20 protein-coding genes are annotated in these 23,765 nt (G+C 66.9%); 12 read left to right on the top strand and 8 right to left on the bottom strand.

Annotated features, from left to right (window positions below; translation table 11 throughout):
- Positions 1-7: 7 nt before the first annotated feature.
- Complete coding sequence (locus tag NA11_RS26520; RefSeq protein WP_167837735.1) at positions 8-1,252, bottom strand: phthiocerol/phthiodiolone dimycocerosyl transferase family protein; 1,245 nt, start codon at positions 1,250-1,252, stop codon at positions 8-10.
- 218 nt (positions 1,253-1,470) lie between these two features.
- Between NA11_RS26520 and NA11_RS26515 the strand changes: the two genes are divergently transcribed.
- On the top strand, positions 1,471-2,124 hold the full coding sequence (locus tag NA11_RS26515) for a TetR family transcriptional regulator (protein WP_084655088.1): 654 nt from the start codon (positions 1,471-1,473) through the stop codon (positions 2,122-2,124).
- Position 2,125: 1 nt separating this feature from the next.
- Here NA11_RS26515 and NA11_RS26510 read toward each other — a convergent pair whose 3' ends face one another.
- The 5 genes from NA11_RS26510 to NA11_RS26490 all read right to left on the bottom strand — a co-directional run bounded on the left by NA11_RS26510 (position 2,126) and on the right by NA11_RS26490 (position 8,079).
- Positions 2,126-3,691: a phytoene desaturase family protein gene (locus NA11_RS26510; protein WP_069164751.1), complete on the bottom strand. Its 1,566-nt coding sequence runs from the start codon at positions 3,689-3,691 to the stop codon at positions 2,126-2,128.
- 48 nt (positions 3,692-3,739) lie between these two features.
- The gene (locus NA11_RS26505) at positions 3,740-4,798 is read right to left on the bottom strand and encodes a methyltransferase (RefSeq protein ID WP_069164716.1); all 1,059 of its coding nucleotides are present in this window, start codon (positions 4,796-4,798) and stop codon (positions 3,740-3,742) included.
- Positions 4,795-5,913 carry an aminotransferase class V-fold PLP-dependent enzyme gene (locus tag NA11_RS26500; RefSeq protein ID WP_069164715.1) on the bottom strand — a complete coding sequence of 373 codons (1,119 nt, stop codon included), beginning with the start codon at positions 5,911-5,913 and terminating at the stop codon, positions 4,795-4,797. The genes NA11_RS26505 and NA11_RS26500 overlap by 4 nt, the downstream gene beginning before the upstream one ends.
- The gene (locus NA11_RS26495) at positions 5,910-6,701 is read right to left on the bottom strand and encodes a tryptophan 2,3-dioxygenase family protein (protein ID WP_069164714.1); all 792 of its coding nucleotides are present in this window, start codon (positions 6,699-6,701) and stop codon (positions 5,910-5,912) included. Before NA11_RS26495 ends, NA11_RS26500 begins: the two co-directional genes overlap by 4 nt.
- Before the next feature lie 190 nt (positions 6,702-6,891).
- A complete protein-coding gene (locus NA11_RS26490; RefSeq protein ID WP_084655087.1) occupies positions 6,892-8,079 on the bottom strand; it encodes a serine hydrolase domain-containing protein in 1,188 nt (395 codons plus the stop codon).
- Between the two features lie 304 nt (positions 8,080-8,383).
- Between NA11_RS26490 and NA11_RS26485 the strand changes: the two genes are divergently transcribed.
- The 9 genes from NA11_RS26485 to NA11_RS26445 all read left to right on the top strand — a co-directional run bounded on the left by NA11_RS26485 (position 8,384) and on the right by NA11_RS26445 (position 19,814).
- A complete protein-coding gene (locus NA11_RS26485; protein ID WP_069164713.1) occupies positions 8,384-8,671 on the top strand; it encodes a hypothetical protein in 288 nt (95 codons plus the stop codon).
- On the top strand, positions 8,668-10,065 hold the full coding sequence (locus tag NA11_RS46730; protein WP_084655086.1) for a hypothetical protein: 1,398 nt from the start codon (positions 8,668-8,670) through the stop codon (positions 10,063-10,065). Before NA11_RS26485 ends, NA11_RS46730 begins: the two co-directional genes overlap by 4 nt.
- Positions 10,052-10,606 carry a hypothetical protein gene (locus NA11_RS26475; protein WP_069164712.1) on the top strand — a complete coding sequence of 185 codons (555 nt, stop codon included), beginning with the start codon at positions 10,052-10,054 and terminating at the stop codon, positions 10,604-10,606. The genes NA11_RS46730 and NA11_RS26475 overlap by 14 nt, the downstream gene beginning before the upstream one ends.
- Before the next feature lie 77 nt (positions 10,607-10,683).
- Positions 10,684-11,040: a hypothetical protein gene (locus NA11_RS26470; protein WP_069164711.1), complete on the top strand. Its 357-nt coding sequence runs from the start codon at positions 10,684-10,686 to the stop codon at positions 11,038-11,040.
- A gap of 117 nt (positions 11,041-11,157) precedes the next feature.
- Positions 11,158-14,280 carry an AfsR/SARP family transcriptional regulator gene (locus NA11_RS26465; protein WP_245746182.1) on the top strand — a complete coding sequence of 1,041 codons (3,123 nt, stop codon included), beginning with the start codon at positions 11,158-11,160 and terminating at the stop codon, positions 14,278-14,280.
- Between the two features lie 75 nt (positions 14,281-14,355).
- Entirely contained in the window at positions 14,356-15,753 is a 1,398-nt protein-coding gene (locus NA11_RS26460) for a class I adenylate-forming enzyme family protein (RefSeq protein WP_069164710.1), read from the top strand.
- A 10-nt stretch (positions 15,754-15,763) separates the two neighbouring features.
- Entirely contained in the window at positions 15,764-17,344 is a 1,581-nt protein-coding gene (locus tag NA11_RS26455; protein WP_069164709.1) for an NAD(P)-binding domain-containing protein, read from the top strand.
- Positions 17,341-18,423, top strand: coding sequence for an alpha-hydroxy acid oxidase (locus NA11_RS26450; RefSeq protein ID WP_069164708.1), 1,083 nt, complete (start codon positions 17,341-17,343; stop codon positions 18,421-18,423). Before NA11_RS26455 ends, NA11_RS26450 begins: the two co-directional genes overlap by 4 nt.
- Positions 18,417-19,814 carry a cytochrome P450 gene (locus NA11_RS26445; RefSeq protein ID WP_084655085.1) on the top strand — a complete coding sequence of 466 codons (1,398 nt, stop codon included), beginning with the start codon at positions 18,417-18,419 and terminating at the stop codon, positions 19,812-19,814. Before NA11_RS26450 ends, NA11_RS26445 begins: the two co-directional genes overlap by 7 nt.
- Here NA11_RS26445 and NA11_RS26440 read toward each other — a convergent pair.
- On the bottom strand, positions 19,811-20,356 hold the full coding sequence (locus tag NA11_RS26440; protein ID WP_069164707.1) for an EF-hand domain-containing protein: 546 nt from the start codon (positions 20,354-20,356) through the stop codon (positions 19,811-19,813). The two genes, NA11_RS26445 and NA11_RS26440, sit on opposite strands and share 4 nt — an antisense overlap.
- 334 nt (positions 20,357-20,690) lie before the next feature.
- On the opposite strand from NA11_RS26440, the gene NA11_RS26435 reads away from it, so the two are divergent.
- Positions 20,691-22,115, top strand: a complete 1,425-nt coding sequence (locus NA11_RS26435; protein ID WP_069164746.1) for a carboxylesterase/lipase family protein — start codon at positions 20,691-20,693, stop codon at positions 22,113-22,115.
- On the opposite strand, the gene NA11_RS26430 is transcribed toward NA11_RS26435, so the two are convergent.
- On the bottom strand, positions 22,112-23,140 hold the full coding sequence (locus tag NA11_RS26430) for an LLM class flavin-dependent oxidoreductase (protein WP_069164706.1): 1,029 nt from the start codon (positions 23,138-23,140) through the stop codon (positions 22,112-22,114). The genes NA11_RS26435 and NA11_RS26430 overlap by 4 nt on opposite strands.
- A 99-nt stretch (positions 23,141-23,239) precedes the next feature.
- Here NA11_RS26430 and NA11_RS26425 point away from each other — a divergent pair, with 99 nt between their 5' ends.
- Positions 23,240-23,734, top strand: a complete 495-nt coding sequence (locus NA11_RS26425) for an SRPBCC family protein (protein ID WP_069164705.1) — start codon at positions 23,240-23,242, stop codon at positions 23,732-23,734.
- Positions 23,735-23,765 lie beyond the last annotated feature (31 nt).

Here is a 23,765-nt window from a genome sequence, read left to right as displayed (position 1 = left end):
CGAAATCTCAGGCAGCGGGCAGGATTTCGGCCAGGATGGCACCGACGCGGTCGACGAGGTTCTCGGGGTCGCCCGCGGCCATGGTGACGTCGAGCGTGAGCTGTCCCTGGAACGTGGTGATGATGCCGCCCATCGGCGGGGACGCCGAGTTGCCCAGCGGACCGGGCAGCTGGCTCGTCTGATGCACGCTCGGCGAGAAGTCGTCGATCGTCAGTGTGTCTGGGGTCGGCATGGGCGGGATGATGCCCCAGTTTGTTGCCACTACCGACGACGGTGATTCGAGGATCGCCGGGTCGAAGTTCTCGTGCGGTAGCCGCAGGACGGAACGATGAACCTCACCGGAGGCGAGGTCGCCGGCGAGGCGGTCGGTGATCGCACGCGCCAGCGCCACGGTGTCGGTCGGGGTGTCGGAGTCCGCGACGAACATCGCCGTGCCGAGAACATTGGTGCCTGCCGTGTACTGCACTGCCGGAGTCAGGCGACGGCGGAGATCGACCGGATACACGTAGAGCACCTCCTCGAGACCGATGCCTGCACTGTCTGCGGTGGCTTGCATGATGGCCGCCGACATCAAGCCGTTGATGGTGGTCTTTGCCTGATGGCCGATCGCGACGAGGGCTCGTGTCTGCTCGGCGGTCAGTCGGACCCGCGCCATGTGATCGGGCGACGCTGTGGCACTTGGGGATTGGGGTGTGCTACCTGCCGTTGTGGGCAATGTTGGGGCCACCGACGCCGCGGGAGCGTCGTCCAGCGTTATCCCGCGTTCGTCCAGCAGTTGTTCCACCGACTGTGGGTAGTCATGGCGCTGCGGCCGCACCGATTTGCCCTCGACCACGGCGGTATAGCTCTCCCACAGGTCGGCGAGCAGTTGCAGCGAGTGGTGCCCGTCTGCGGCCGAGTGATGGGTCAGCAGGGTCACCAGTGCGGTGCGGGCATCAACCCGCACCACCTGGATCGCGGCCACCCGGCCCGCGAGATCGGGCAGTGATTCGTCGCTTTCCTGGTCGCGCCAGCTGATCACCGGTGGCAGATCGGTCGCCGCGAAGACGGGCTGCCCGTCCGCCGGCACGACCTGGCTCCGCAGAACCGGGTACTGCTGCCGGATCAGGTCGAATGCTTCGGCCAGGGCCCTCGGATCCAGCTCGCCGCGCACGCGGGTGGTGTACCCGACGTAGAGCCCAGTCGGGACGAACATTGCTTCGCTCGGGTCGAGAGGGCGGATCAAAACGCTCGATGATGACAGACCACTCATGTCCGTACTCCTGATTGTCGTATTCGACCGAGGACACTTTTGGTCCGGTATTCGCAACGCCGGAAACCGTGATTCGGCGCGCAGCAAGATCCACGCCCAGTGGTTTGACCTGGGCAAACATTCATCGACAAGATCAAGGTACGTCTGGTGGCAGATTCTGCCAAGTGTGCACGGTGTGCCAAGTAGGTAATTTGTGTCACACGGCATATCGTGGACAGATGCGAAGCGCAGTCGATGGCGACCCCGCGGATAATCCGCGCGATCTGCGGGCACGTCGCCGGGATCAAACGCGAGCTGAAATTCATTCCGCTGCACTTGAATTGAGCGGATTGCATGGATATGACGGCATCACCGTCGACGACATCGCCGCCCGTGCGGGGGTATCGCCACGGACGTTCTTCCGCTATTTCCCGACCAAAGACCAGGCGGTCGCCTACGACAGGTGGGGTTTCGGCGCCGCGAGCATGGCGATGATCGCGGCCGCGGATGCGCGGACACTGCGGTTGGCTGACGTCGAGAACGTCTACTTCGACGTCATCGAAGGGTTAGCCGATGATCCCGCGGCCACGCATGCCCTCCTCTGCGCCTGTCGAGTCATGCTTTCCTCGCCGCAGGTGACCGCGGCAGCATTGGCCGCCGATGCCATTGCAATGAACACGGCGATCGAATCAATAGCTGGCGCAACCGATGTCGTCGCGTGTTCGAGGGTGCGGATGCTGTTCCTCGTCGCCAGGGCGGTACTGTCCGCGGCGCTGACCGAATGGGCAGAGCGCTATTCGGCAAGCGGCGCGGAGGCGCCGAGTGCGACCGTTCTGCTCGACATCTTCCGGAGACTCGTCGCCGAACTCGAGGTCGAACGAGGCAGCTCCTGAGTCAGGAGTCGATCAGGTACTGGGCGACGATGTAGCCGGAGTTTCCGGAGACGCCTGCGCCAGGCCAGGTGCCAGCGCCGAGCACGTACAGGTTGGGCACGAAGGTGCGATGACCCGGTGCGGCCGCGATGGGGCGCAGTGCGAAGCTCTGAGCGAGGTCTTGAGCGCCGCCGTACGGGTCGCCGGGGCCGCTGTTGGGATTGAACGCGGCAAGGGTGGCCGGGGTGACCGTTGCTCGGGTGACGATCTTTTCGGTCAATCCGGGAATGTGGCGTTCGACGACCTCGAGCACCCGGTCGGCGAAACGGTCGATCACGCAGGAATTCCAGGTGCCGTCGGTGGCGATCGCGCCAGCGGCGTCGCCGCGCGGACTGGTCGGCACGTCCGTGACCTCGATCCGAATCACGTTGATGCCCTCGGGCGCTCGGGTCGCGTCGTGCGCGGTCGGGCAGTCGAGGGTCATCGTCGGCCATGCGGGCAGCAGATCCGCTCGCGACTGCGCGACATGCAGGGAGAGCCCATCGAGGGAATCGGTGAGGAAGGGCTGGCCGATCCGAGTGAACCGCTTGTCCGGCCACGGAATCGGACCGCTGATGGCGAGGTGCAGCTGGAAAATGCCGGTGCCGTATCGGTATCGGCGCGCCTGCGACAGAATGCGCGGGGGCACAATGGTTTCGGCGAGCAACCACTCGTAGAGCTGGTCGGGATTGACGGAGGCGATGACGCTGTTCCGTGCCCGATACGCGCTGCCATCGGACAATTGCACGCCCACCGCGCGCCCGTCGGCGACCCTGATGCGGGTGACGGTGGCCTTGGTCTGGATGACACCGCCGTGCTCGGTGATGACGCCGCTGAGTGCCTCGGCGAGCTTGCCCATGCCGCCCTGGGGGATCGGCATGCCGCCCGCGGTGAAGCCGAGTGGGAAGATCGTCGTCCAGAACGCGCCGCCCGCGTCGTCGGGCCCGTGGCTCACGTGCGCCGGCCACGACCCGAAAAGGCTTTGCAGCGCGGGGGATTCGAGCTCCGACACGGCCGAGCGCGCGGTGTCGAGCGCGAGCTCGGCCACTTGGGACCAGCCCTTGCCCTCGCTCACCAGCCGGGCGATGGTGGCTCTGGCTGCGTCGGAGGTCAGATCCTGGCCCATCAGGCCGAACGCCTCGCCCGACGACGGGCCGAGGGCTGCCATGATCTCGGCGACCGCTGAGCTGTCACCCGGGTGCAGGCGCTCGGCCTCGTCTGCCAGCGCCAGGGGATCGCGCGGGAAGATCGCGGTGGTGCCGTCCTGCATGGACACGCCGGTGGGGAACTCGGGTTGCAGGATCTCCAGGCCTTGCTTCCGCAGATCCGGACCGAGGTCGCGCCAGGCGGGTCCGCTGGTGAACAAGGGCACGGCGGACGAGAACGGGTCGTAGGTCACCCCCGGCGACAATTCGGCGCTGCGGACGAAGCCGCCGACCCGGTCGTTGCGATCGAGGACGAGGACGTCATATCCGGCCCTGCTCAGATATGCGGCCGCGACCAGCGCGTTGTGGCCGCCGCCGACGAAGATGTGATCGAAGTTCTGCATGCTGTCAGTCGACCAGTCGGGCACTGTGGCGTCGAGATTTGTTGTCACTCATCGGACCACGACCTCAGGTACGGTGTCCGGCTTCGTGGCGACGATGATCTCGAACGGCCCGGGGAGCACCGTCACGTCCAGGAAACCGAGGTCGCCGAGCAGCCTGCGGTAGTCGGCCACCTCGCGCAACATGCTGGCGCAGCTGTCGACACCGATGAGGAAATAGGACCAGAAGAATTGCCGGGCAAGGCGTTCGGCGTCGCGGAACTCCTCGCAGATGAGCACCCGCCCGCCCGGCGGGAGCGCTTGGTAGGCCTTGGTCAGAAGCTCACGCGCTCGCGGTCGCGGCCAGTCGTGCAGTACTCGAACGAAGGACACGATGTCGTATCCGGTGGGCAGCGGTTCGGCGAGGAAGTCGCCGCCCACGAAGCCCAGCCGGTCACCGCAGCCCGACTTCGTCCGCGTGCTGTCGACGAGGGGTCGCAGCGCCGGAAGGTTGTAGACATCGACGCGCAGCGTCGGGTTGTCCTGGAGGAGATGCACCGCCAATGTGCCGTCACCACCGCCGACGTCGAGTAGTCGCAATGTCGAACGCGCGCACCATGATTCGGCATTTGTCCGGAACGCCTCGGCGATGGGCCCGATTCCGGCCGCCATGCTGTGTTCGAAGCCGGCGACCTGCTCGGCGCTGTCGAGCGGCCAGGTGAACGCCTCGGCAGGCATGCTGCGCTCGCCGCGGAGCACGTCGGGCAGGGCTCCGTACAGGGTCCGCCACGGGTAGCCGTCCCGGTCCCGCTCGTTCGAGTCAGGGCCGAGGACGTCGATCGCGGCATCGCACGCGCCCTCGACTGCCCGATATCTGGTGTCGTGCAACGTATCCGAGGGATACCGGATGACGAATCCGAGGCATTCGAGACAGTCGAGCAACTTGTACAGCCGGGCGGGCACCAGACCGAACCGGTCGCACAGCTGACCTAGGGACACCGACTCGGCGTCGTGTTCTTCCAGCGCGTCGAGAATGCCCATGCGCCACGCCGTTCGCACGACATCGATGGCCTTGTCGCCGTGGAAGAGCAGGCTCATCAGCGCTCGGGGCGAGAGGACGTGCCCGCTCATCCGCGCACCAGACCTCGTTCGGTGATCAGGGCGTCCATGAAGGCATCGACCTCGTCGACAGTGTTGTAGATATGCGGAGCCACCCGCAGGCCTTCGCGCCAACTACAGACCATGCCGTGTTCGACGAGCCGCTTCTTCACCGCCTCGTCGCCGGGGAAGCTGAGGCAGACCACGCCGCCGCGGTGTTCCGGCGCGGCGGGGGTGCGCACTGCGATACCAGCCTCGGCCGCGCGGGTCAGGATGCGATCGGTACAGCGCAGCGAGTGCTCGCGGATGGTCTGCGCGCCAACGCCTGCGAGCAGGTCGAGTCCGACCTTGGACATCATGGCGGTGAGCGGAATCGGCGTGCCGCCCGCCAGTCGCTGGGCGTCCTCGGCCCACTCGTCGGCGGGCCGGAAGGACAGCGGATCGCGGCCGGCGAACCACCCGGTCGTCGCGGGGCGCAGCGTCGGCAGAAGTTCTTGCCTGGCGTAGAGGAACCCGGTGTGTGCCCCGCACAGCCATTTGCCCGCGCCCCCGAGGAGGAAATCCACGCCGAGCGCTCGCACGTTCAGCGGCAGCACGCCGACTGTTTGGAAGGCATCGACGACGACCAGCGCGCCCATCTCGTGGGCACGCGCGACGATCCGTTCGAGATCGAGGACGGCACCTGTGGTGTAACTGCCGTGCGCGACACAGACGAGCAACGTGCGTTCGTCGATCGCCGATTCGACTGCGGCGGTGTCGAAGTCGACCACGACCCGCTCGGCCCCGTACTTCGCGAAGCCCTGCCAGAGGAACGGCACGGTGGGGAATTCGCGGTCGGTGGTGACCACCCTGGTGCGCTCGCCGCCGAAGTCGAAACAGGTGGCGAGCCTGCCGAGCAGGGTGGTCAGATTCGTGTCGGTGACCACCGTTCCCGGTGGGGCGCCGAGGAATTCGGACAGGGCGCCGATATAACCGTCCAGCTCGTCGAGCCATCCGCGCCACGCATCGTCGCGCCAGTTCCGCATCGTCGCCCAGTAGCGATCGAGCACCTGTGCCACGCCGCGTGGCAGCGCCCCCGTCGAATTGCTGTTGAGATAGACACAGGTCTCCAGCACCGGGAATTCCGCACGCAGCGCCGCCACGCTCATCGAGACTCCCGCGCCGCGCCCGGCGCGTAACCGCCGTCACGACGCCAGCTCTCGGTGAGTTCGTTCCGCACCTGCCACAGCGTGCGGAAAAGTGGTTGGGTCATCCGGCCGGTCAGCACCCTGGTCGGTACCCCGTCGAGCGCGTTCACCCCGTGGCCGACGCCGATCGTCCTGCGCACCAACATGAAATGCGCGACAAGCCACCCCTGGAAACGCTCGTCGAGGTCGACGAGCAGCTCGCAGACGCGCTTGAGATCGGGCTGCGCGACCTCGGTGGAGTACACCGCCGCGACCGGGACACCGCGCCGGTCGAGGAGCCGATCCAGTGCCGCGGCAACATGTTCCGCCGCGGCGAGCACGCCGTTGTAGCCCGGTGACTGCTGTCCGCTGCCGTTGCCGAGACTGCGCCGGATGATCTGGTAGGTGTCGGGTGTCATGGTCTCGAGCACCCCTATTTCCCGCTCGAGACATTCGGCGATCCGGATCGCCCGATCCAGCCGGGCGGACGTCTCCCACAGCGCGTCCCGGTCCACCTCGCCGACGACGCCGGCGAGTTCGTGGGACAACAGCTTCAACCAGACCTCCTGGGCCTGGTGGACGATCTGGAACATCAGCTCGTCCGGGTCGGTGAGCCGGTCGAGCGTCGTCTGCAAGGACAACAACTCGGCGGTGCGCAGATAGACCTCGTAGTCGGTCGTGCCGTCACCCACCCAGGCCTTCAGGACCGTGTTGAACATGGGTTTGGCCAGCGCTTCGCGCAGCTGGTCCTCCGGGGTCGCTGTCTTCATGGTGGACAAGTCGCTGCCTCCTGGCGATTGTTCGCCGCTTGTCGTTCGCGATGGTTGTCCGCGCCGCCCGGCCGGCCGCGGTCCACCGAAATAGCCTGTGCCACAGTGACAGGCCGGAACCGGTGCAGGCACTATTCCGGTCCGCCCAGCGGATCCCCTCCCGGTGCGGAGGGGATCACGCCGCGGCTCATCACTTGCCCCCGCCGCAGAACACCTTCTCGATGAGCTGCTGCGTCGCCTTCGGGAACTCCTTGGTGGGCTCCATGGCGGAGTCACCCATGGTCAGCGAGGCGGTCATGGTCACGCTGCCGTCCGGTGAGCTGTACATCATCGTCCCGTAGCCCGCGGGCGGGCTGCCGTTGTGGTGATAGACGGTGCCGCCGCATTTCGGTCCGACATCCTGCACGAATATCCCGAGTCCGTAGCCGAGTTTCGGGTTGGGCGTACGCATTTCGGCGAGGAGCGGCGCGGGCAGGAGCTTGCCGCCGTTCAGCGCGGCGAAGAACCGGTGTAGATCTTCGGTGGTCGAGATCAGGTCACCGGCGCCGGCCAGTAGCGAGAGGTTCTGGCGGGCGACATCTACCGTCCTCCACTCGCCCGCGTCCTGGTAGCGGAAGTAGCCGTGGGCGTACGGCTCAGGGAGCTCCGTCAGGTTGCCCGGCACCACGGTGCCGCGCATGCCGAGCGGATCCAGGATCCGCCGCTGCAGCTCCTCGGCGTACGAGTTGCCGGTGACCTTCTCGATCAGCAGCAAGGCGAGTGTGTAATTGGTGTTGGCGTAGCTGAAGTCCGTCCCCGGCTCGAATCGCGCAGGCTTCGACAACGCCAGCCGTACCAGCTCCTCCGGCTGATAGCTGTGAAACCGGTTGTCCAGCCACTCCTTTCCCGTGGCCGGGATGCCTGGCGCCATCGTCCCGTCGTCGTAGTACTCGCCGGTGTAGTTGAACAGACCGCTGGTGTGCTGCAACAGCATTCGCGTCGTGATTCGCCGATCCAACCCGAGCTCGGGCAGGTGGTCGGCCACCGGCGCGTCCAGCCCGATCCGGCCCTCGGCCACCAGTTGCAGCACCATGGTCGCGGTGAAGGGCTTGACGGAGCTGCCCGTCCAGAATCGGCCGTCGGTCGGCGGTTTCGCGGCATTGCCGAGTTCGGCGACCCCGGCGCTGCCTGCCCACTGGCCGCGCCGATCATGGACGCGCAGTTGCACTCCGGCGAAACCGGAATCGGCGATCTCCTGGATGGCCTGCTGCAGCTCCGGACGGTCTTGCGCGGCAGCAGCGTTCGGCTCGGATCCACAGGCGGCTGCGCCGAGCAGTGCCGTGCAGGCCAGTGCGGTGGCGGCGACCCGCCGGAATGCGGTGGGGGATTGGATTGTCATGGGAGTACTTTCGCCAGACGGGCTGATATCGAACTGACAGCGGTCTGACATGCCACCTGATGCGGTGTTGCCCAGCTGTGAATAAACCGAGCAGTCTCGGCTGGGTGCGGGACATGACGGATCGTCGGCGCAGATAGCGGTGATTTCGAGGAGTGCGGCGACGGGTGCGTGAAGTCGAGTTGAGTAATCGACATATTCCCTGGAAGATATTGGCTACCAATCAATTACATGACATCAGCCGAATCCGGCGGATAGTGCGCCGGACAGCTGGCTGAAACCGATACAGGGGCGGGGGTCTCGGGCTGTGCGCTGGTTCGAGGTGGAAATCAATCAGCTGCATAATGCGGCGAAGGCGGCGGGATCTGCTGCGGGCCAGGCCTTGACGGTGGAGCCGGGTAACGGCTTGGATGCGGTCGCGACGGCATTGCCCGGTGGGGATGCGGCAAAGAACGCGCCAACTCTGGCGTCGACGTTCAACGAGCGCGCGAAGGGGTGGGCAGGCGAGATCAACCGGTGGAGCGAATTGGTCTCGGGGGCCGCGAAGGCGTACACCGAAAATGAAGAAGCTGCGAAAAAGGCTTTCCGAGAATGACCGTCGACTACGGCAACGTCCGCAAATGGGACGCTGCGGCGCTCGACACTTCGGCCACCAACCTGCGCGGGCGCCGGGACAAACTCATCGGGTTACAGGACGAACTCGATGACGCGCGGAAATTGCCAGGCTGGCACGGCGATACCGGTGAGCGCGCCCGCAATTCGCTCGGCGATACGCGGAACAAGGCCGAGGTCCTGACCGCCGAGCTCTCGGCCGTCGAGCGCGCCATGCAGTCCGCGTCGGACGACGTATCCGCGCTGAAGGCCCGGGTCGTCAACAACGACTCCCTCGCCGACACCTACCAGTTCCGCATCGCCGACGACGGTGCGATCGTGGACATCAAGCCTGCTGAGCCCGCGCTGCCGGGGCGGGACGCGGCCGAAGACCGCGCCGCGCTCCGACGACACCGCGAAACCATCAGGAATCAGCTGGAGCGGGAGACGAAGGCGATACTCACCAAGGCACAGCAGATCGACGCCGCCGTCGCGAAGGTGATGCAGCTCGCGCAGGACCAGAAGATCAGTGACCACGGCGCGACCACCCTGGCGGACGCGATGAAGGGCGGGGTGATCGACGCCAAGGTGGCCGCGATGGAGCAGGCGCTGCGCGACGCCGGTCTGCTGACCGGACCGCCGGTGTCCGGCCACTATCGGCAGTGGCTCGAGAACGCCGTCCGCCGTGGCGTGTCGATCGATACGATCAAAAAGATTGCCACCGAACACCGCATCACGCCGGAGGACTTCAAGATCCTCGACCGACTGGAAGAGATTCGCGAGGACAAGGGTGGCGACGGGATCGTCAAGTCGTACTTCCTGATGCCGACCAACATCAGCGGTGCCGACGCCGCCAAGGCGGTGCGGATGACCTACCTCATGAACGCGGGCACCGATTACGGCACCGAAGGCGAAAAGACCGACTTCGCGCCGACCCCGTACGGATCCGAAGAACTGCGGCGAATCACCGAGCGGCAACAGAAGAACTCCTGGAGCTACAACGAGGACGTGCGGTTCGTGCACACCAACGGTGGTCGGTTGGCGACCACGCCGAACGGCATCATGATGGGGTTGGGCGGGAACTTCATCCAGGACATGTTCAGCGTGCGAGGGGGCGTGGCCTGGGGCGATACGTTCATGTTCAACATTGATGATCCGAAAGACCCAGCCGAGCAGCTTCGGCAGGTGGCGAGGTCGGGCAACGCGTGGTACGAGAACGATAAGGGCCCGTATGAGGGTGCGCTCGACTTGGATCGACTGCTGCACCACGAGGAGCGGCACTCCCAACAGTGGGCGCGCCAAGGCCACGGGCCCACTATCGCCTCCCAGATAGCGCAGTGGGTGCTCGGCAGGAACGACAGCGAGAAGGACGCGGGACTTTCCGATGGCGGATATTAGGTGGTCGCGCGCAGTCTGCGCGGCCCTGCTCATGGTGGCGGCGACCGCGGCGTGCGACACCAAGGCGCAGTTCGCGCCGTCACTGCCGCCTGCGGCCGGGTTCCGCGTCGACGACGGCGTCCTGAAACTGTGGACGGGCACCCCGTGCGCGGGCGTCACCGGCCTGACGTTGATTTTCGACGTCGGCACGAAGGAGAGCACTACGCAGGAGTGGACGGCGCCGCGACCTGGAGTGCCGGTGGAGCGCATGGACCTGCTTCGGGTCACCGGGGGATCCACCCCGGACGCCGACGGATCTCTCCGAGTTCAGCAACCACTGCCTGCGGGCTACGACTGGACCAAGGCGGAGTGGCTCAACTTCTCCGTTGACGGCCCGACGGCCTACGGCGCCAGGGTCGATGTCACCCGGGTGCTGCGCGAGTCGGCGGAGCACTCATCGGAGAACTATCTGTTCGGCCAGAGCGGCTGGATGGACGCGTCGGACGTCCAACGCGAGAACCGGAAGTCGTTCCTGACCGTGTGCACTCCCGACCCGAAGTGACGGCGGCACCCAGCTCGCGGTCTCGAAGAGCGGACTCACCTACGATTCAGCTACGGATCAATAGGGAGTGGACGCGCATGCGGATCGAGGAAGATCGAACGAGTGTGCTGGTGCGGTGGGCGGTGGCCGCGTGGGGCGTGATCGTCGCGGTACTGACCGCCCCGGTGGCGGCGGCCCTCGTCGGGGTCGTGTACCGGTTCCCGATCCCGTTCGGTGACGAGGCGCGTGGCATCGGAGAGGTCGGCAACGCGGCGATGGCGTCGGTGTTCTATCTGGTCAGAGGCGAGGGACCGCTGCTTGCGGTGCTCGGTGGCGGTGTCGGTTATTTCCTCGCGCGAGCTGTCGGTCCCGGACTGTTTCGCCCGCTGGTGCTCGCCGTCCTCGCCGCTTTCGGTCTGGCTCTGCTCGGCGCCCTCATCCTGGCGGCGATCTAGCCGCTGCGTGACCGCCGAAACGTGCACGGCAGAATGGTCGGAGTGCAGATCGGGATACTTGGACCGCTTGAAATCCGATTGAATGACGGCGGATTGGTAGCGGTACCAGGTGCTCGGTTGCGAGCGCTTGTGGTCGCCCTTGCGCTCGAGCCGGGCCGGGTGGTCCAGAAAGGCACACTGGTCGACTGGATTTGGGGCGAGCAGCCGCCTGCCGACGCGGCCAACTCCTTGCAGGCGTTGGTCTCTCGGCTGCGGCGGGTGCTGCCGGAGGGTTCGCTCGATGCCCAGGCAGGCGGATACCGGCTGACGGTCGAACCACGCGCGGTCGACGCCGTGCAGTTCGAACAGCTACTCGACCAGGCCCGCGGCGGTGACGACGGGCACCGGGCCGAGCTGTTGCGCGAAGCCGTCGACCTGTCGCGCGGCGGGCTGATGCAGGACGTCGACATGCGGGACAACGCCGCGGTCGCCGCGGTGGTCGCGCGGTTCGATGGCCTGCACCTGGCCGCGCTGGAGGATCTCTACGAGGTGGAGATCCGCCTCGGCCGCGGTCCGGACCTGGTCGCCGAGCTCACCGAGCTGGTGGCCAAACATCCGGTGCGCGAACGACTCGTCGTCGCGTTGATGCGGGCGCTGGCCACTGCTGGCCGCAGCGCCGAGGCGCTGACCGTGTACCAGCGGGCCCGCGAGGAACTGGCCGACACGCTCGGCGTCGATCCATCGCCGGAACTGTCCGCACTGCATGTCGCGCTGCTGCGCGGCGAAGTGGGCGCACGCGACGACGACCGCAAGACGAACCTGCGCGCCGAGCTGACGAAGTTCGTCGGCACCTACGCCGACGTCGCGGTCGTGCGCGAACTCATCGCTGACCATCGGCTCACCACGTTGACCGGGCCGGGCGGATCGGGGAAGACCCGGCTCGCCATGGAAACCGCGCGGACCATGCTCGACGATCTGCCGGACGGCGCATGGGTGGTCGAGCTGGGTTCCCTCGGCGCGAGCGGCGACATCGCCCAATCGGCGCTCGGCGCGCTCGGGCTCCGCGACGCGCTGCTCGGCGGCGGGTCGAACGCGGAACCGATGGACCGGCTCGTCGCCGCGATCCGCGAACGCGAGTTGCTGCTGATCCTGGACAACTGTGAGCACGTGATCGAGTCCGCGGCGACGTTCGCGCACCGACTACTCGGAGAGTGCCAGCGGCTGCGCATCATCGCGACGAGCAGAGAACCACTCGGCATCACGGGTGAAGCGCTGTGGCAGGTCGCGCCGCTCGGGTTGCCCGCGGCCGACGCAGACTCCCGTGCGATCGAATCCTCGCCTGCGGTACAGCTTTTGCGGGATCGTGCCGGTGCGGTGCGCAAGGATCTCACCGTCGATGCCGACGCGCTGGCGACCATGGCGCGCGTCTGCCGGGCGCTCGACGGGATACCGCTGGCGATCGAACTGGCCGCGGCCCGATTGCGCACCATGTCCCTCGATCAACTCGCCAACCGCCTCGACGATCGGTTCCGTCTGCTGACCGGAGGCAGCCGGACCGCGCTCGCGCATCACCGGACGTTGCGCGCGGTGGTCGACTGGAGCTGGGAGCTGCTCACCGACGCGGAGCGAACGGTCCTGTGCAGGCTCGCGGTGTTCTCCGGCGGCGCGAGTCTCGAAGCGGCCGAACGGGTTTGCCCGGATGCGGGCTCGACGATCGAGCAGTGGGAGGTGCTCGAGCTGCTGACGGCGCTGACCGAGAAATCGCTGCTGCTACCGACCGGCGCGGCGGCAGACCATGAAACGCATTCGGCGCGAAGCACATTCGGCACGGTGGACAGCGAGCCGCGCTACCGAATGCTCGACACGATCAAGCAGTACGCGACGGACCGGCTCGTCGAGTCGGGCGACGCGGAGGCGGCGCGCCGGGCGCACCTCGCGTACTTCACCGGGCTCGCCGCCACCGCCGAGCCGCATTTGCGCCGGGCCGAGCAGCTGGAGTGGCTCGCCAGGCTGGCGGTCGAGCACGACAACATCGCGGTCGCGATGCGCGGCGCGCTCGCGGCCGACGATGCGACCGGTGCGCTGCGGCTCGCGGCGGAAGCAGGCTGGTACTGGTGGCTGGCCGGCCACAAAGCCGAGGGCATGGAGCTGGTCACCGCGGCCGCCGCCATGCAGGGCGAGGTGGACGATGCGACCCTGGCCACGGTGTACGGGTTGGTCGTGCACTTCATGAGCTCGGCGGGGCGCACCGACGAGTATCAGGTGGCGGAATGGATCCGCAAGTCGTACAAGTTCAGCCGTGGCGTGGAAAACGGCCACCCCACACTGGTTTTCGCCGCCGCACTGGAACAGATGTTGCAGGGGCCGGACGCATTGCTTCCCGCGTTCGAACCGCTGATCACCCATGACGACCCGTGGGTCCGCGCGCTGGCCCGGCTCCAGCTCGGCAAGTTGCGGATCGTGCTCGGCCACCCCGGTCGGGACGCGGATGCGTATCTCGAGCTGGCGCTGATCGAGTTCCGTGCCTTGGGCGAGCGTTGGGGAACGTCGTTCGCGCTGACCGAACTGGCGGATCGCCTCGCCGTCCGCGGCGAATTCGCCGAGGCGTGCGACCTTTTGGACCAGGCGGTCGTGGTGGTCACCGAGGTCGGCGCGATCGAGGATGTCGGCCGGATCCGGGCGCGGCAGGCCCAGCTGTACTGGTTGCTCGGCGCCGAGGAGGCGAGCGCGACCGCGATGGCCGAGGCGCAGCGCTACGCGGATCAGGCCGCCTGGCCGACGGCACTGGCCGAACTCGCCACGGCGAAGGCGGAATTGGCCAGGTGGCGCGGCGACACCGCGGAGGCGCACCGGCAGCTCGACATCGTGACGTCGGTGCTCGGCAGCGACGCGGAGCTGGCGCTCTTCCGCGCGATAAGGCACACCCTGCTCGGTTACCTCGCCGACGATCTCGACGACGCGCGAGCACACCTTGCCTCGGCATTCGAGGTGGCCACCGAGGCGGGATACGCGCCGTTCGTCGCCCAGGTCCTCATCGCCATCGCGGATCTGGCCTTGCGTACCGAGCAGCTCGACCAGGCGGCGCGACTGCTTGCCGCGAGTGCCGGAGTGCGCGGACTGCCCGACCTTTCCCAACCGGATGTCGCCAGGATCGAGCAGCAGGCGCGAGATCGCCTCGGCGAAGCCGGCTTCGCCGAGGCGACGAGGGAAGGCGCGGAAGCGGATTGGCGTGGTCTGGTCGTGCCCACGCTCGCTGGTTGACGTGGCAAGGACAACGCCCGGCCAAACTTGTTGAATCTCAAAGCATCCGGGGTCGGAGTCATTAGTATCTGAACGGTGAGCTTTCCTGAGTCGATCGTGCGGGCATTGCGTGCCGATCCGGATCAGGTCGTGGCCGAGTACGGTGCCCGCGCGGTGACCAGAGGGCAGTTGTTCACGATGATGGGCACGATCGCGGGTGGCCTGCGGACGTCGGGGCTCGGACCGGGGCGTGGGGTGGCGCTTGGCCTCGACGTGAGTCCGGAGTCGTTGGCCGCGTATCTCGCGGCCTACACCCTCGGCTGCCGGGTGATCGGGGTGCGGCCGGGTTTGAGCGAACGACAGCAGCACCATGTCCTGAGCAATGAAGTGGACGTCGTCCTGGACAACGAGCAGGTGGCCGCGCTGCTGCAGGGTGCGCCCGAGCCGCTGACGGTCGAAGCTCAGCCGGACGACATCGCCAGGGTCTCCTACACGAGCGGCACCACCGGGCTGCCCAAGGGCTGTGCGCAGACCTATCGGGCGATGTCCGCGCACTGGTCGTGGGGCAAGCCGACGTGGAGCGAGCACACCGCGGAGCTGGCCGCTTGCACCGAGCGCTATCTGCTGTTCGGGACGCTGGCGAGCGCGGTCGTCCAGGACTATCTCGCGCTGTGCCTGCTCGGTGGCGGCACCGCGGTGATTCCGGAACCCGGTGGCGCGCAACTGTTTCCCGACGTCATCGCGCGGTTGCGGATCACCGCAACGATCATGAACGTGCCGAGGCTCTATCAGATGCTCGACGCGTTGCGCACCACCCCGACGGACACCAGCAGCCTGCGGGCCATGGTGGTCGCGGGGTCGCCGCTGCCCGCGCATCGGCTGGCGGACGCGGTGCGGGTCCTCGGTCCCGTTGTGCACCAGGCGTACGGCCAGTCAGAGACCGGCGGGCTGACCGCGCTGACCCCGGACGATATCGCGGCAGGCGTCCTCGGCTCGGTCGGCCGTCCGTTGCCGGGTGTGCACGTCGACATTCGGGACGGCGAGATCTACGTGCGCACCGACTACATGATGTCGGAGTATCTCGGCGACCCGGTGGAGACCGCCGACGTGCTGGTCGACGGCTGGCTGCGCACCCGCGATCTGGGTTACCTCGACGACGGTTATCTCTACCTCACCGGCCGGGCGCGCGACGTGATCATCGTTGACGCGCTGCCGGTGTACGCGGGCCCGATCGAGCGCGTGCTTGCCGGGCATCCCGATGTCGATCAGGCTTATGTCGTCGGCGCGGCGGACGACCGCTCCGGCGAGGCGGTACACGCCTTTGTGGTGCCCCGAGCGGGGCAAGCGCCGGATTCGACCGAGCTGTCCGCATTGGTGCGCGCGGAACTCGGCGAGTCGAGTGTGCCGCGGACGTACACGCTGGTGCCGGACGCCCCGATCGCGGCGAGCGGAAAGCCGGACAAGAAAGCCTTGCTGGAGCTGTATCGACGGTAACGCACGACAGATGGAGGAGATCTTGTCCGAGCTCGACTACCTGGTGATCGGCGCTGGGCCTGCCGGTCTCCAAATGGGCCACCACCTACAGCAGGCCGGCCGCGACTACTTGATCGTTGAGGCGGGTGCCGCGCCGGGCACCTTCTTCCGCACGTTTCCCCGGCACCGCCAACTGATCTCGATCAACAAGGTGTACACGGGCTGGGACGATCCCGAGCTGAACCTGCGCATGGACTGGAATTCGCTGCTGGCGGGTTCGCTGTTCAAAGAATATTCGAAACGGTACTTCCCCTCGGCCGACGATATGGTCCGCTACCTCGGGGATTTCGCTGCGGAACAAGGGCTTTCGGTCCGCTACGGCACCAGGATCGAGCGGATCAGCAGGCCGGATCTTTTCGAGGCCGTCGATCAGGACGGCAACGTCTTGCGCGCGCGACACGTGATCATAGCGACCGGCGTCACCAAGCCCTACATCCCGGACATCCCCGGTATCGAGCTGGCCGAGCTGTACACCGAGATGTCAACGGACCCTGCGGACTTCATCAACCAGCGGGTGCTGATCATCGGAAAGGGCAACTCCGCTTTCGAGACCGCCGACAACCTGGTCGAGACCGCCGCCGTCATCCACGTCGCCGGGCCGCATTCCATTCGGATGTCGTGGCAGTCGCATTTCGTGGGACATCTGCGCGCGGTCAACAACAACTTCCTGGATACCTACCAGCTCAAATCGCAGAACGCGATCCTGGACGGCAACATCCTCGACATCACCAGGCAGCCGGATTCGTCGTATCTGGTGACGGTGAGCTTCTCCCGTGCCGACGAGGTCACCAAGGACATCCGCTACGACCGGGTGATCGCGGCGACCGGGTTCCGGTTCGACGCGTCGATCTTCGCGCCGGAGTGCAGGCCGGAACTGGTGATCAACAACCGGTTCCCGGCCCAGACCCCGGCCTGGGAATCGATCAACGTGCCCGGCCTGTACTTCGCGGGCACAATCACCCAGCAACGCGATTTCAAGAGGTCCACCAGCGGGTTCATCCACGGGTTCCGTTACGGGACAAGGGCATTGCACCGGATCCTGGAGCAATGCCATCATGGGCATGACTGGCCGCACCGCGAGCTCGCCGGGACCGCGGACGAGATCGGCGCGGAGATTCTGGTGCGGGTGAACCGGACCTCCGCGCTGTGGCAGCTGTTCGGCTTCCTCGGCGATGTCGTCGCGCTGCGCGCGGACGGATCGGCGCGGTATCTCGAAGAGCTGCCTGTCGATTTCGTCGCCGACGCGGTTGCCGCAGGCGCTTTCGGCGCGGTGGACACCTATCTGGTGATCACGCTGGAATACGGCAAGGACCACGATCGGCTCGACCCGTTCGACATCAATGCCAGGCGCTTCAGTCAGTCCGACGCCGAGCACGCACTCGACGGTCGCTATCTGCATCCCGTGGTGCGGCAGTACCGAGCAGGCGAGCAGATCGGCGAGCATCACATCGCGGAGAACCTCGAGAACGAGTGGACCCACGAAACCGTGCACCGTAAGCCACTTTTCGATTTCTTAGGGAGCGCATTGCGGCTGCCGGAGCCGACCCGGTGACCAGCCCGCTGGCTGCTTTCGAGCAGCGAGCGAAGGAGCTGCTCGAACCGGCGCACTACGACTACTTCGCAGGCGGGGCCGGGGACGAAACCGGGTTGGCCGAGAACGAGCAGGCCTTCCGGCGACTTGCGTTGTTGCCGAGGGTGTTACGGGACACCCGCGGCCGATCCGTCGTGACGGATCTGCTCGGTGATCCGAGCGCGATGCCGGTATTCGTGTCGCCCACCGCGTTTCATCGACTGGCACATCCGGAGGGCGAGTGGGCCAGCGCACGGGGAGTGGCCGCGGCCGGGCTCGTCCTGGTCGCCAGCATGGCAGGGACGGTAGCCATCGATGCGGTCACCGCGGCGGCCCGCGAGGTCGATCGCGATGCGCGCGTGTGGTTTCAGCTGTACCTGCAACCTGAGCGGGCCGCGACCGTCGAGCTGATCCGGCGGGCCGAGCGCGCAGGGTGCACCGCGCTGGTGGTGACCGTCGATTCGCCTGCGCTCGGACGCCGCGCCAGGGATGACCGCCATGGCTTCCACGACCTGCCGGTTGGCCTGTTTGCGGAAAACCTACGTGGCCTGCCGGGGACGACCGGGAGTGCCGTGCGTCAGATCGTCATGTCGCCCGAATTCAACTGGGACCATCTGGCGCGGATTCGGGAACTGACGCGACTTCCGTTGGTGCTCAAGGGAATTCTGCATCCCGAGGACGCACTGTTGGCAGTCGAATACGGAGTCGATGCGATCCTGGTGTCCAATCACGGCGGGCGCCAGCTGGATGTCGCGTCGGCAACCCTGGACGCGCTGCCCGCGATCACTGCCGCGGTGTCGGGCCGGATTCCGATATACCTCGACGGCGGCATCCGTCGTGGCTCGGATGTCGTGCTGGCGTTGGCGCTCGGCGCGACGGCGGTCGGCGTCGGCCGCCCGGTGTTGTGGGGCTTGGCCGTCGGCGGCGAGAAGGGCGTCACCGAGGTGCTCGACACCCTGCGTGCCGAGCTCGAACACGCGCTGACCATGTGCGGGATCGCCGACCTGGCCGAACTGAATGCCGGGCTGGTCACCGTGCGCGGGGCGGCGGCGCGATGCTGAAGCGGGCGACGACGGTGCCAGGGACGCTTGCGGGTGCGGGCGCGTTGTGGGCGGTGTCTCGCTGGCTGCCGCAGGCGGTGGTGGCGCTCCGGGTATGGATCTTCGCAAAGGTCAACGGCAGCAACGAGATAACGCTCCCCGGCGAGCGCGGTGGTCCCGGCCTGTTCCTCCGGCTGTACTCGAACCCGGCCGCCAACGGGCGCAGCAGGGGAGCGGCGCTGTCGGATCTGTTCTGGTACTGGCTCGCGCCGGGGCCCGAAGTGCACCAGGAGCATCTGGAGGACGGACCGCGTTACGACGAGGCGGCGCGGACCACCAGGGCCGTGCTGTCCCTGCCCACCGCCGAGATCGAGCAGCTCGCCGACCGGTGCGCCCGGCGGGTGCTCGACGAACTGCCCGCCCGCCCGCTGACGCTGGTGCGCCTGCGCGACCTGATGATGCCGATCTGGGCAGAGTTCTTCTACGAGTTGGTATTTCGCGAGCCATGCCATCCGATCGCCAGGGATCTGATCGTCGGTAACGCCAACGACGTGGTGACCTCGCTGAAGTGCACCGGGCTGCGGCACATGGACACGCGCCACCGCCTCACCCGCTACCTGCTCGCCCGAATCGACGCGGGTGAGGTGCCGCATCAGCTGCCCGCCTTGCTCAGCCGCCGCGAGCGCGCCCACTACCTGCAGGGCGCGTTCTTCAACACCGCCGTCGTGCAGATGTCCGAGGGTATGGCGCACCTGCTGTTGGCGATCGCTCAGCACCAGGACGTACAGGACCGGATCCGGGCCGAGCCCGACACGAACTATCTGGACCATGTCCTGGACGAGACTTTGCGCCAGTTCCCGCTTTTCGGCATCGCACACCGAATCACCACCGACGACATCGACATCGGCGACGGCCACCCGATCCCCGCGGGGACGGTGCTCTGCTTCAACTATCAGGACTTCGAGCGCACCGGCCACGCCGACCCGGATCGTTTCGACCCCGACCGCTGGGCCACCCACCGCGCCAAGGACACGCACCACATTCCCTTCGGCGTCGCCGCTAACCGCCCATGCCCGGCCTGGCGGCTCTCACCGATCGCGATGCGCGTCGCCGCACGCACCGTGTTGGATCGCTACCACCTGCGCTCCTCGGTCTCGCACACCCGCCCCATCCCGCACCGCGCCCCCTGCCTGCTGCTGGCCGCGGACAAGCCACCGTCGTCGGCCGTGGTCCGCGCCGCCATGACCGGCCTGCGGCTGCGTGATCGCATCGAAGACGTCACCAGGGGCATCACCCAACTGGTCCTCGGCACCTGGATGGTCCTCGACGCCCGTCGCCAGCAACCATGCACCCGCTATTTCGCCGAGCAGGACCGGAAGGAGGCGTCGAGGTGTCCGATGGTCCGGAGTTAGGGGAGCGGGCCCAAAAGCCAGTTCCCCGGGGCGTTTTCGTCATCGCTGAGATAGAACTCTTTGATGGCTGTCCGGAATTCGTCGTGGCTGATCGCGCCGTTCCCGTCGCGGTCGAGGCGCCGGAACGCGTCGCTGGAGTGTGCCGGGTCGATGCCGAGACCCTTGTACATCTGCACATACTCGTCGAAGTCGAGCGAACCGTTTCCGTTGGTGTCCACGATGCCCATGAACGCGTCGGCAATCGTCAACACCGCGCCTTCGAAGTTTTCCGGTGCGGTGACGCTGGATTGCATCACGTGAATGAACTCGTCGCGGTTCAACCGACCGTCGCCGTCGGCATCACCCTCCTGCACGAGCAGACCCCACCATTTGTCGAACGCAGCGCGTAGCGGTTCTGCCTTGTCGGGAGCATCCCCGCCGGGCAGCGCGATGAACAGCGCGGCCATTTGCTGGAGATCATCCTGGGAGAGATAGCCGTCTTGGCCTTGATCGAACCAGCCGAAGAGGGTGTGGAACTTCCGATTTTTCGCACTATCTGCCATGGAACTGTCCTTTTCGGATACCGAGCGTCTCGGCCGTGGATCAGAATGGTGTAGCGGTGGCAATGGAGTCGGCCAATTCTTATTTTCGCCTGAATCCACTGCACCGGTTGCTGTTTCGCGACTTGTGCTGCTTCGAGAAATGGTGCGCGATACCTGTCGGTCGCATCCGCGGGAATTCTCATGCGACCGGTCTGTTGGATTGGGGTGGTCGTGCGCGGTCGAAGAGATGGTGCGCACAGATGTGACCTTTCCGGCGCATCGGCAGTCCGGACGCGGTAGACAGGAGGGTGATCGGCTGGCGTGAGTCGGCGACGTCGGGATGTGAGGAGTGGCGATGGAGCCTGTCGTCGCGGTGTCGGGTGGCAAGATCAGCGGCCGGACTGTCAACGGGATCAGTGCTTTTCTGGGTGTGCCGTATGCGGCGGCGCCGGTGGGGGCGGCGATGTTCCAGGCGCCGCGGCCTGCGGCGCCGTGGGACGGGGTGCGCGAGGCCGTGGAGCTGGGCGGCAGCTGCCCGCAGTCGCCGTATCCGCCGCCACTCGCGGCCATTTTCGGCGAGCAGACCGTGCCGGGCGCGGAATTCCTCAACGTCAATGTCTGGACGCCGGATCCGGGTGGGTCCGGGCTGCCGGTCATGGTGTGGATACACGGCGGCGCGTTCACCCGCGGCTCGAATGCGTTGCCCGCCTACAACGGTGCCGCGTTCGCCCGTGACGGCGTGGTGTTGGTGTCGATCAACTATCGGCTCGGCGCAGCGGGATTCGCGGTGCTCGACGGTGCGCCGTCCAATCGCGGTCTGCTCGATCAGCAGTTCGCGCTGGCCTGGGTGCAGGAGAACATTCGCGGCTTCGGCGGCGATCCGAACAACGTGACCGTGTTCGGCGAATCCGCGGGCGCGATGAGCATCGCCGCCCTGCTCGCCTCCCCGGGCTCGGCCGGCCTGTTCGCCAAAGCGGTCATGCAAAGCGGCAACGGTGAGGTCGCCGCGACCGAGGTCGACGCGCGCATGGTGTCCGTGGAAATCGGCAAGACGCTCGGGATCGGCCCTACTGCCGCCGAATTCGCGCAGGTCGATTCGGATGCATTGCTCGCCGCGCAGGAGAAGGCGATCGGGGATTTCCTGGTGCACACCGACCCGGCCCGCTGGGGCGCCTCGGTGGTCACCGGTGGCCTGTCGTCAATGCTCATGTTCCCCGTCATCGACGACATCGTGCTGCACGAACGGCCCATCGATGCGGTGACCGCCGGTGCGGCGCGCGGGATTTCGCTCCTGATCGGCAATACCAGCGAGGAATTCCGGCTGTTCATCGTCCCCACCGGCATTGCCGCCGCACTGACAACACACGCCCTGCCGTACGTGCTCGGACGGTACGGGCTCGACGCCACCGCCATCGAGCCGTATGCGGCGGCACGCCCCCAGGATTCGGCAGGCGACCTCTTCGCCGCCATTCTCACCGATAAGGCGTTCCGCACGCCCGCAAGGCAATTGGCGCAGGCGCAGGCGGCGACCGGCACACCGGCGTTCGCCTACGAATTCGCCTGGCGTCGCGTCGATCAGGATCTCGGCGCGTTCCACGCGCTGGAGCTGCCGTTCGTCTTCGACACCCTCGCCGCCGCACCCGATCTGGTCGGTCCGAATCCCGCACAGTCGGTCGCGGACGAGATGCACGCGGCCTGGGTCGCTTTCTCGAAGACCGGCGACCCCGGCTGGCCCGCCGTCACTGCCGCCGACCTGTCCGTCCGCGTCTTCGACGCCTAGATGGCGCGAGCCTCGATCGCGATCAGTTGCCGCAAGGTCGACAGTTGATGCGCGTAGTCGCCGTCGAGTTTGACGAGCAGGCTGGTGATCCCGGCAGCCCGATACCGACGGAGCCGCTCGGCGATCCGCTCGGGTGTGCCGAGCAGGTTGGTGAGTTCGCCGAGTTCGCGCGGAACGGCACGGTGCGCGGCATCCTTGTCGCCGGATTGCCACAGCTGCACGACTTTCTCGACCTCGGTGCCGAAGCCGAGCCGGGTGAACGCGTCGTTGTAGAAGTTGCGCCCGCCGACGCCCATCGCGCCGATGGTGAACGCGTAGCCTTCGGCGTGCTTGTCGATCGCCCGTGCCGTCGCCTGCTCGTCCTCGGTGATCTCGACGGCGACCGGTGCGACCAGATCGAGGTCGGCCAGCGTTCGTCCGGCCTGAATCGCGCCGTCCCGCAACGGATCGAGGAACACCTCGGCCGCCTCGGGGATGAAGGCGTTGCCGAGCCAGCCGTCGGCGAGTTCGCCGGTGAGTCGCAGGTTCTGCGGGCCCATGGCCGCGTTGTAGATCGGCACATGCGCGGCGCGGACCATGGGCTGCAGTGCCCGGCCCGGTCCGTCGGGGAGCGGCAGCGGATAGATCGCTCCGGCATGTTCGAGGCGTTCCGCCCGACTCACCGTCCGGATGATCTCGATGGTCTCCCGCGTCGTCTGCACCGGCTTGCGGAACCGGACGCCGTGCCATCCCTCCATGACCCGTGGTCCGGACACGCCGATGCCGAGGTCGAACCGGCCGCCCGACAGCTCGTGCATGCTCAGCGCGGAGGTCGCCAGCAGCGCCGGCGTGCGTGAACCGAGCTGAACTACGAACGTCCCCAAGCGAATCGACGAGGTTCTGGCCGCCAGATAGGCCAGCCCGGTCAGCGCGTCGTAGCTCCACACCTCCGCGACCCACAGCGACGAGGCCCCGGCCGCCTCCGCCGCCACCGCGAACTCGACCGCACCGGGCAGGCGCGGTTCGAGCAGAACACCGATACGCATGGGGCCTCCTCGGCATGATGGACCGGAACCGGTCACTGCTCTATGTGCTATGCAATAGCGTATAGATCATGCTGATCGAAGCGTAAGGGAAGAGGTGCCGTGCGTTATCGCGACTGTCCCACCGTCGAAGTGGCGGAACGGATCCCGTGTGACCCGGCAATCGCGTGGGCCCTGGTCACCGATATCGAACTGCCTGCGCGTTGCTCCGACGAACTGGAATCCGTCGCATGGGAAGGCGCCGTCGACCGGGTCGAGCCCGGCGCGCGTTTCCGCGGCCACAATCGGCACTCCGCATTCGGCGAATGGCAAACCGTCTGCGAGGTCGTCGAAGTCGAGCCGGAACGCCGCTGGGTGTGGAACGTCTTCGGTTATGACGGCGGCATCAGTGCCACCTGGGGTTTCGAGATAGACCCTGCTCGCGAGGGCGTGATCGTGCGCCAGTGGGGCCGGATGGGCCCAGGCCCATCGGGTCTGACTCCGGCGATCGTCGCCAGCCCGGAACTCGAGGGCAGGATCGTCGCGCGGCGCCTGGAGGAATGGGCGAACGGCATGCGCGCGAATCTTGCCTACGTTCGCGCTCAGGTCGACGACTGACCACTCCGCAGCACAAGGCGCTGAGCGCGCC

Origin of the sequence: Nocardia altamirensis NBRC 108246 (assembly GCF_001612685.1) — a bacterium.
In the GTDB taxonomy this organism is placed as follows: domain Bacteria; phylum Actinomycetota; class Actinomycetes; order Mycobacteriales; family Mycobacteriaceae; genus Nocardia; species Nocardia altamirensis.
The sequence above is the reverse complement of the archived record's forward strand: the minus strand, read 5'-3'. Positions and strand labels throughout refer to the sequence as shown.

Excerpts from the sequence above, each read along its gene's own strand:
- NA11_RS26475 (WP_069164712.1), top strand. The coding sequence starts at position 10,052 with ATGGCGGATATTAGGTGGTCGCGCGCAGTCTGCGCGGCCCTGCTCATG.
- NA11_RS26495 (WP_069164714.1), bottom strand. The coding sequence starts at position 6,701 with ATGAAGACAGCGACCCCGGAGGACCAGCTGCGCGAAGCGCTGGCCAAA.
- NA11_RS26500 (WP_069164715.1), bottom strand. The coding sequence starts at position 5,913 with ATGAGCGTGGCGGCGCTGCGTGCGGAATTCCCGGTGCTGGAGACCTGT.
- NA11_RS26520 (WP_167837735.1), bottom strand. The coding sequence starts at position 1,252 with ATGAGTGGTCTGTCATCATCGAGCGTTTTGATCCGCCCTCTCGACCCG.
- NA11_RS26490 (WP_084655087.1), bottom strand. The coding sequence starts at position 8,079 with ATGACAATCCAATCCCCCACCGCATTCCGGCGGGTCGCCGCCACCGCA.
- NA11_RS26455 (WP_069164709.1), top strand. The coding sequence starts at position 15,764 with ATGGAGGAGATCTTGTCCGAGCTCGACTACCTGGTGATCGGCGCTGGG.
- NA11_RS26510 (WP_069164751.1), bottom strand. The coding sequence starts at position 3,691 with ATGCAGAACTTCGATCACATCTTCGTCGGCGGCGGCCACAACGCGCTG.
- NA11_RS26435 (WP_069164746.1), top strand. The coding sequence starts at position 20,691 with ATGGAGCCTGTCGTCGCGGTGTCGGGTGGCAAGATCAGCGGCCGGACT.
- NA11_RS26470 (WP_069164711.1), top strand. The coding sequence starts at position 10,684 with ATGCGGATCGAGGAAGATCGAACGAGTGTGCTGGTGCGGTGGGCGGTG.
- NA11_RS26445 (WP_084655085.1), top strand. The coding sequence starts at position 18,417 with ATGCTGAAGCGGGCGACGACGGTGCCAGGGACGCTTGCGGGTGCGGGC.
- NA11_RS26430 (WP_069164706.1), bottom strand. The coding sequence starts at position 23,140 with ATGCGTATCGGTGTTCTGCTCGAACCGCGCCTGCCCGGTGCGGTCGAG.
- NA11_RS26440 (WP_069164707.1), bottom strand. The coding sequence starts at position 20,356 with ATGGCAGATAGTGCGAAAAATCGGAAGTTCCACACCCTCTTCGGCTGG.
- NA11_RS46730 (WP_084655086.1), top strand. The coding sequence starts at position 8,668 with ATGACCGTCGACTACGGCAACGTCCGCAAATGGGACGCTGCGGCGCTC.
- NA11_RS26515 (WP_084655088.1), top strand. The coding sequence starts at position 1,471 with ATGCGAAGCGCAGTCGATGGCGACCCCGCGGATAATCCGCGCGATCTG.
- NA11_RS26505 (WP_069164716.1), bottom strand. The coding sequence starts at position 4,798 with ATGAGCGGGCACGTCCTCTCGCCCCGAGCGCTGATGAGCCTGCTCTTC.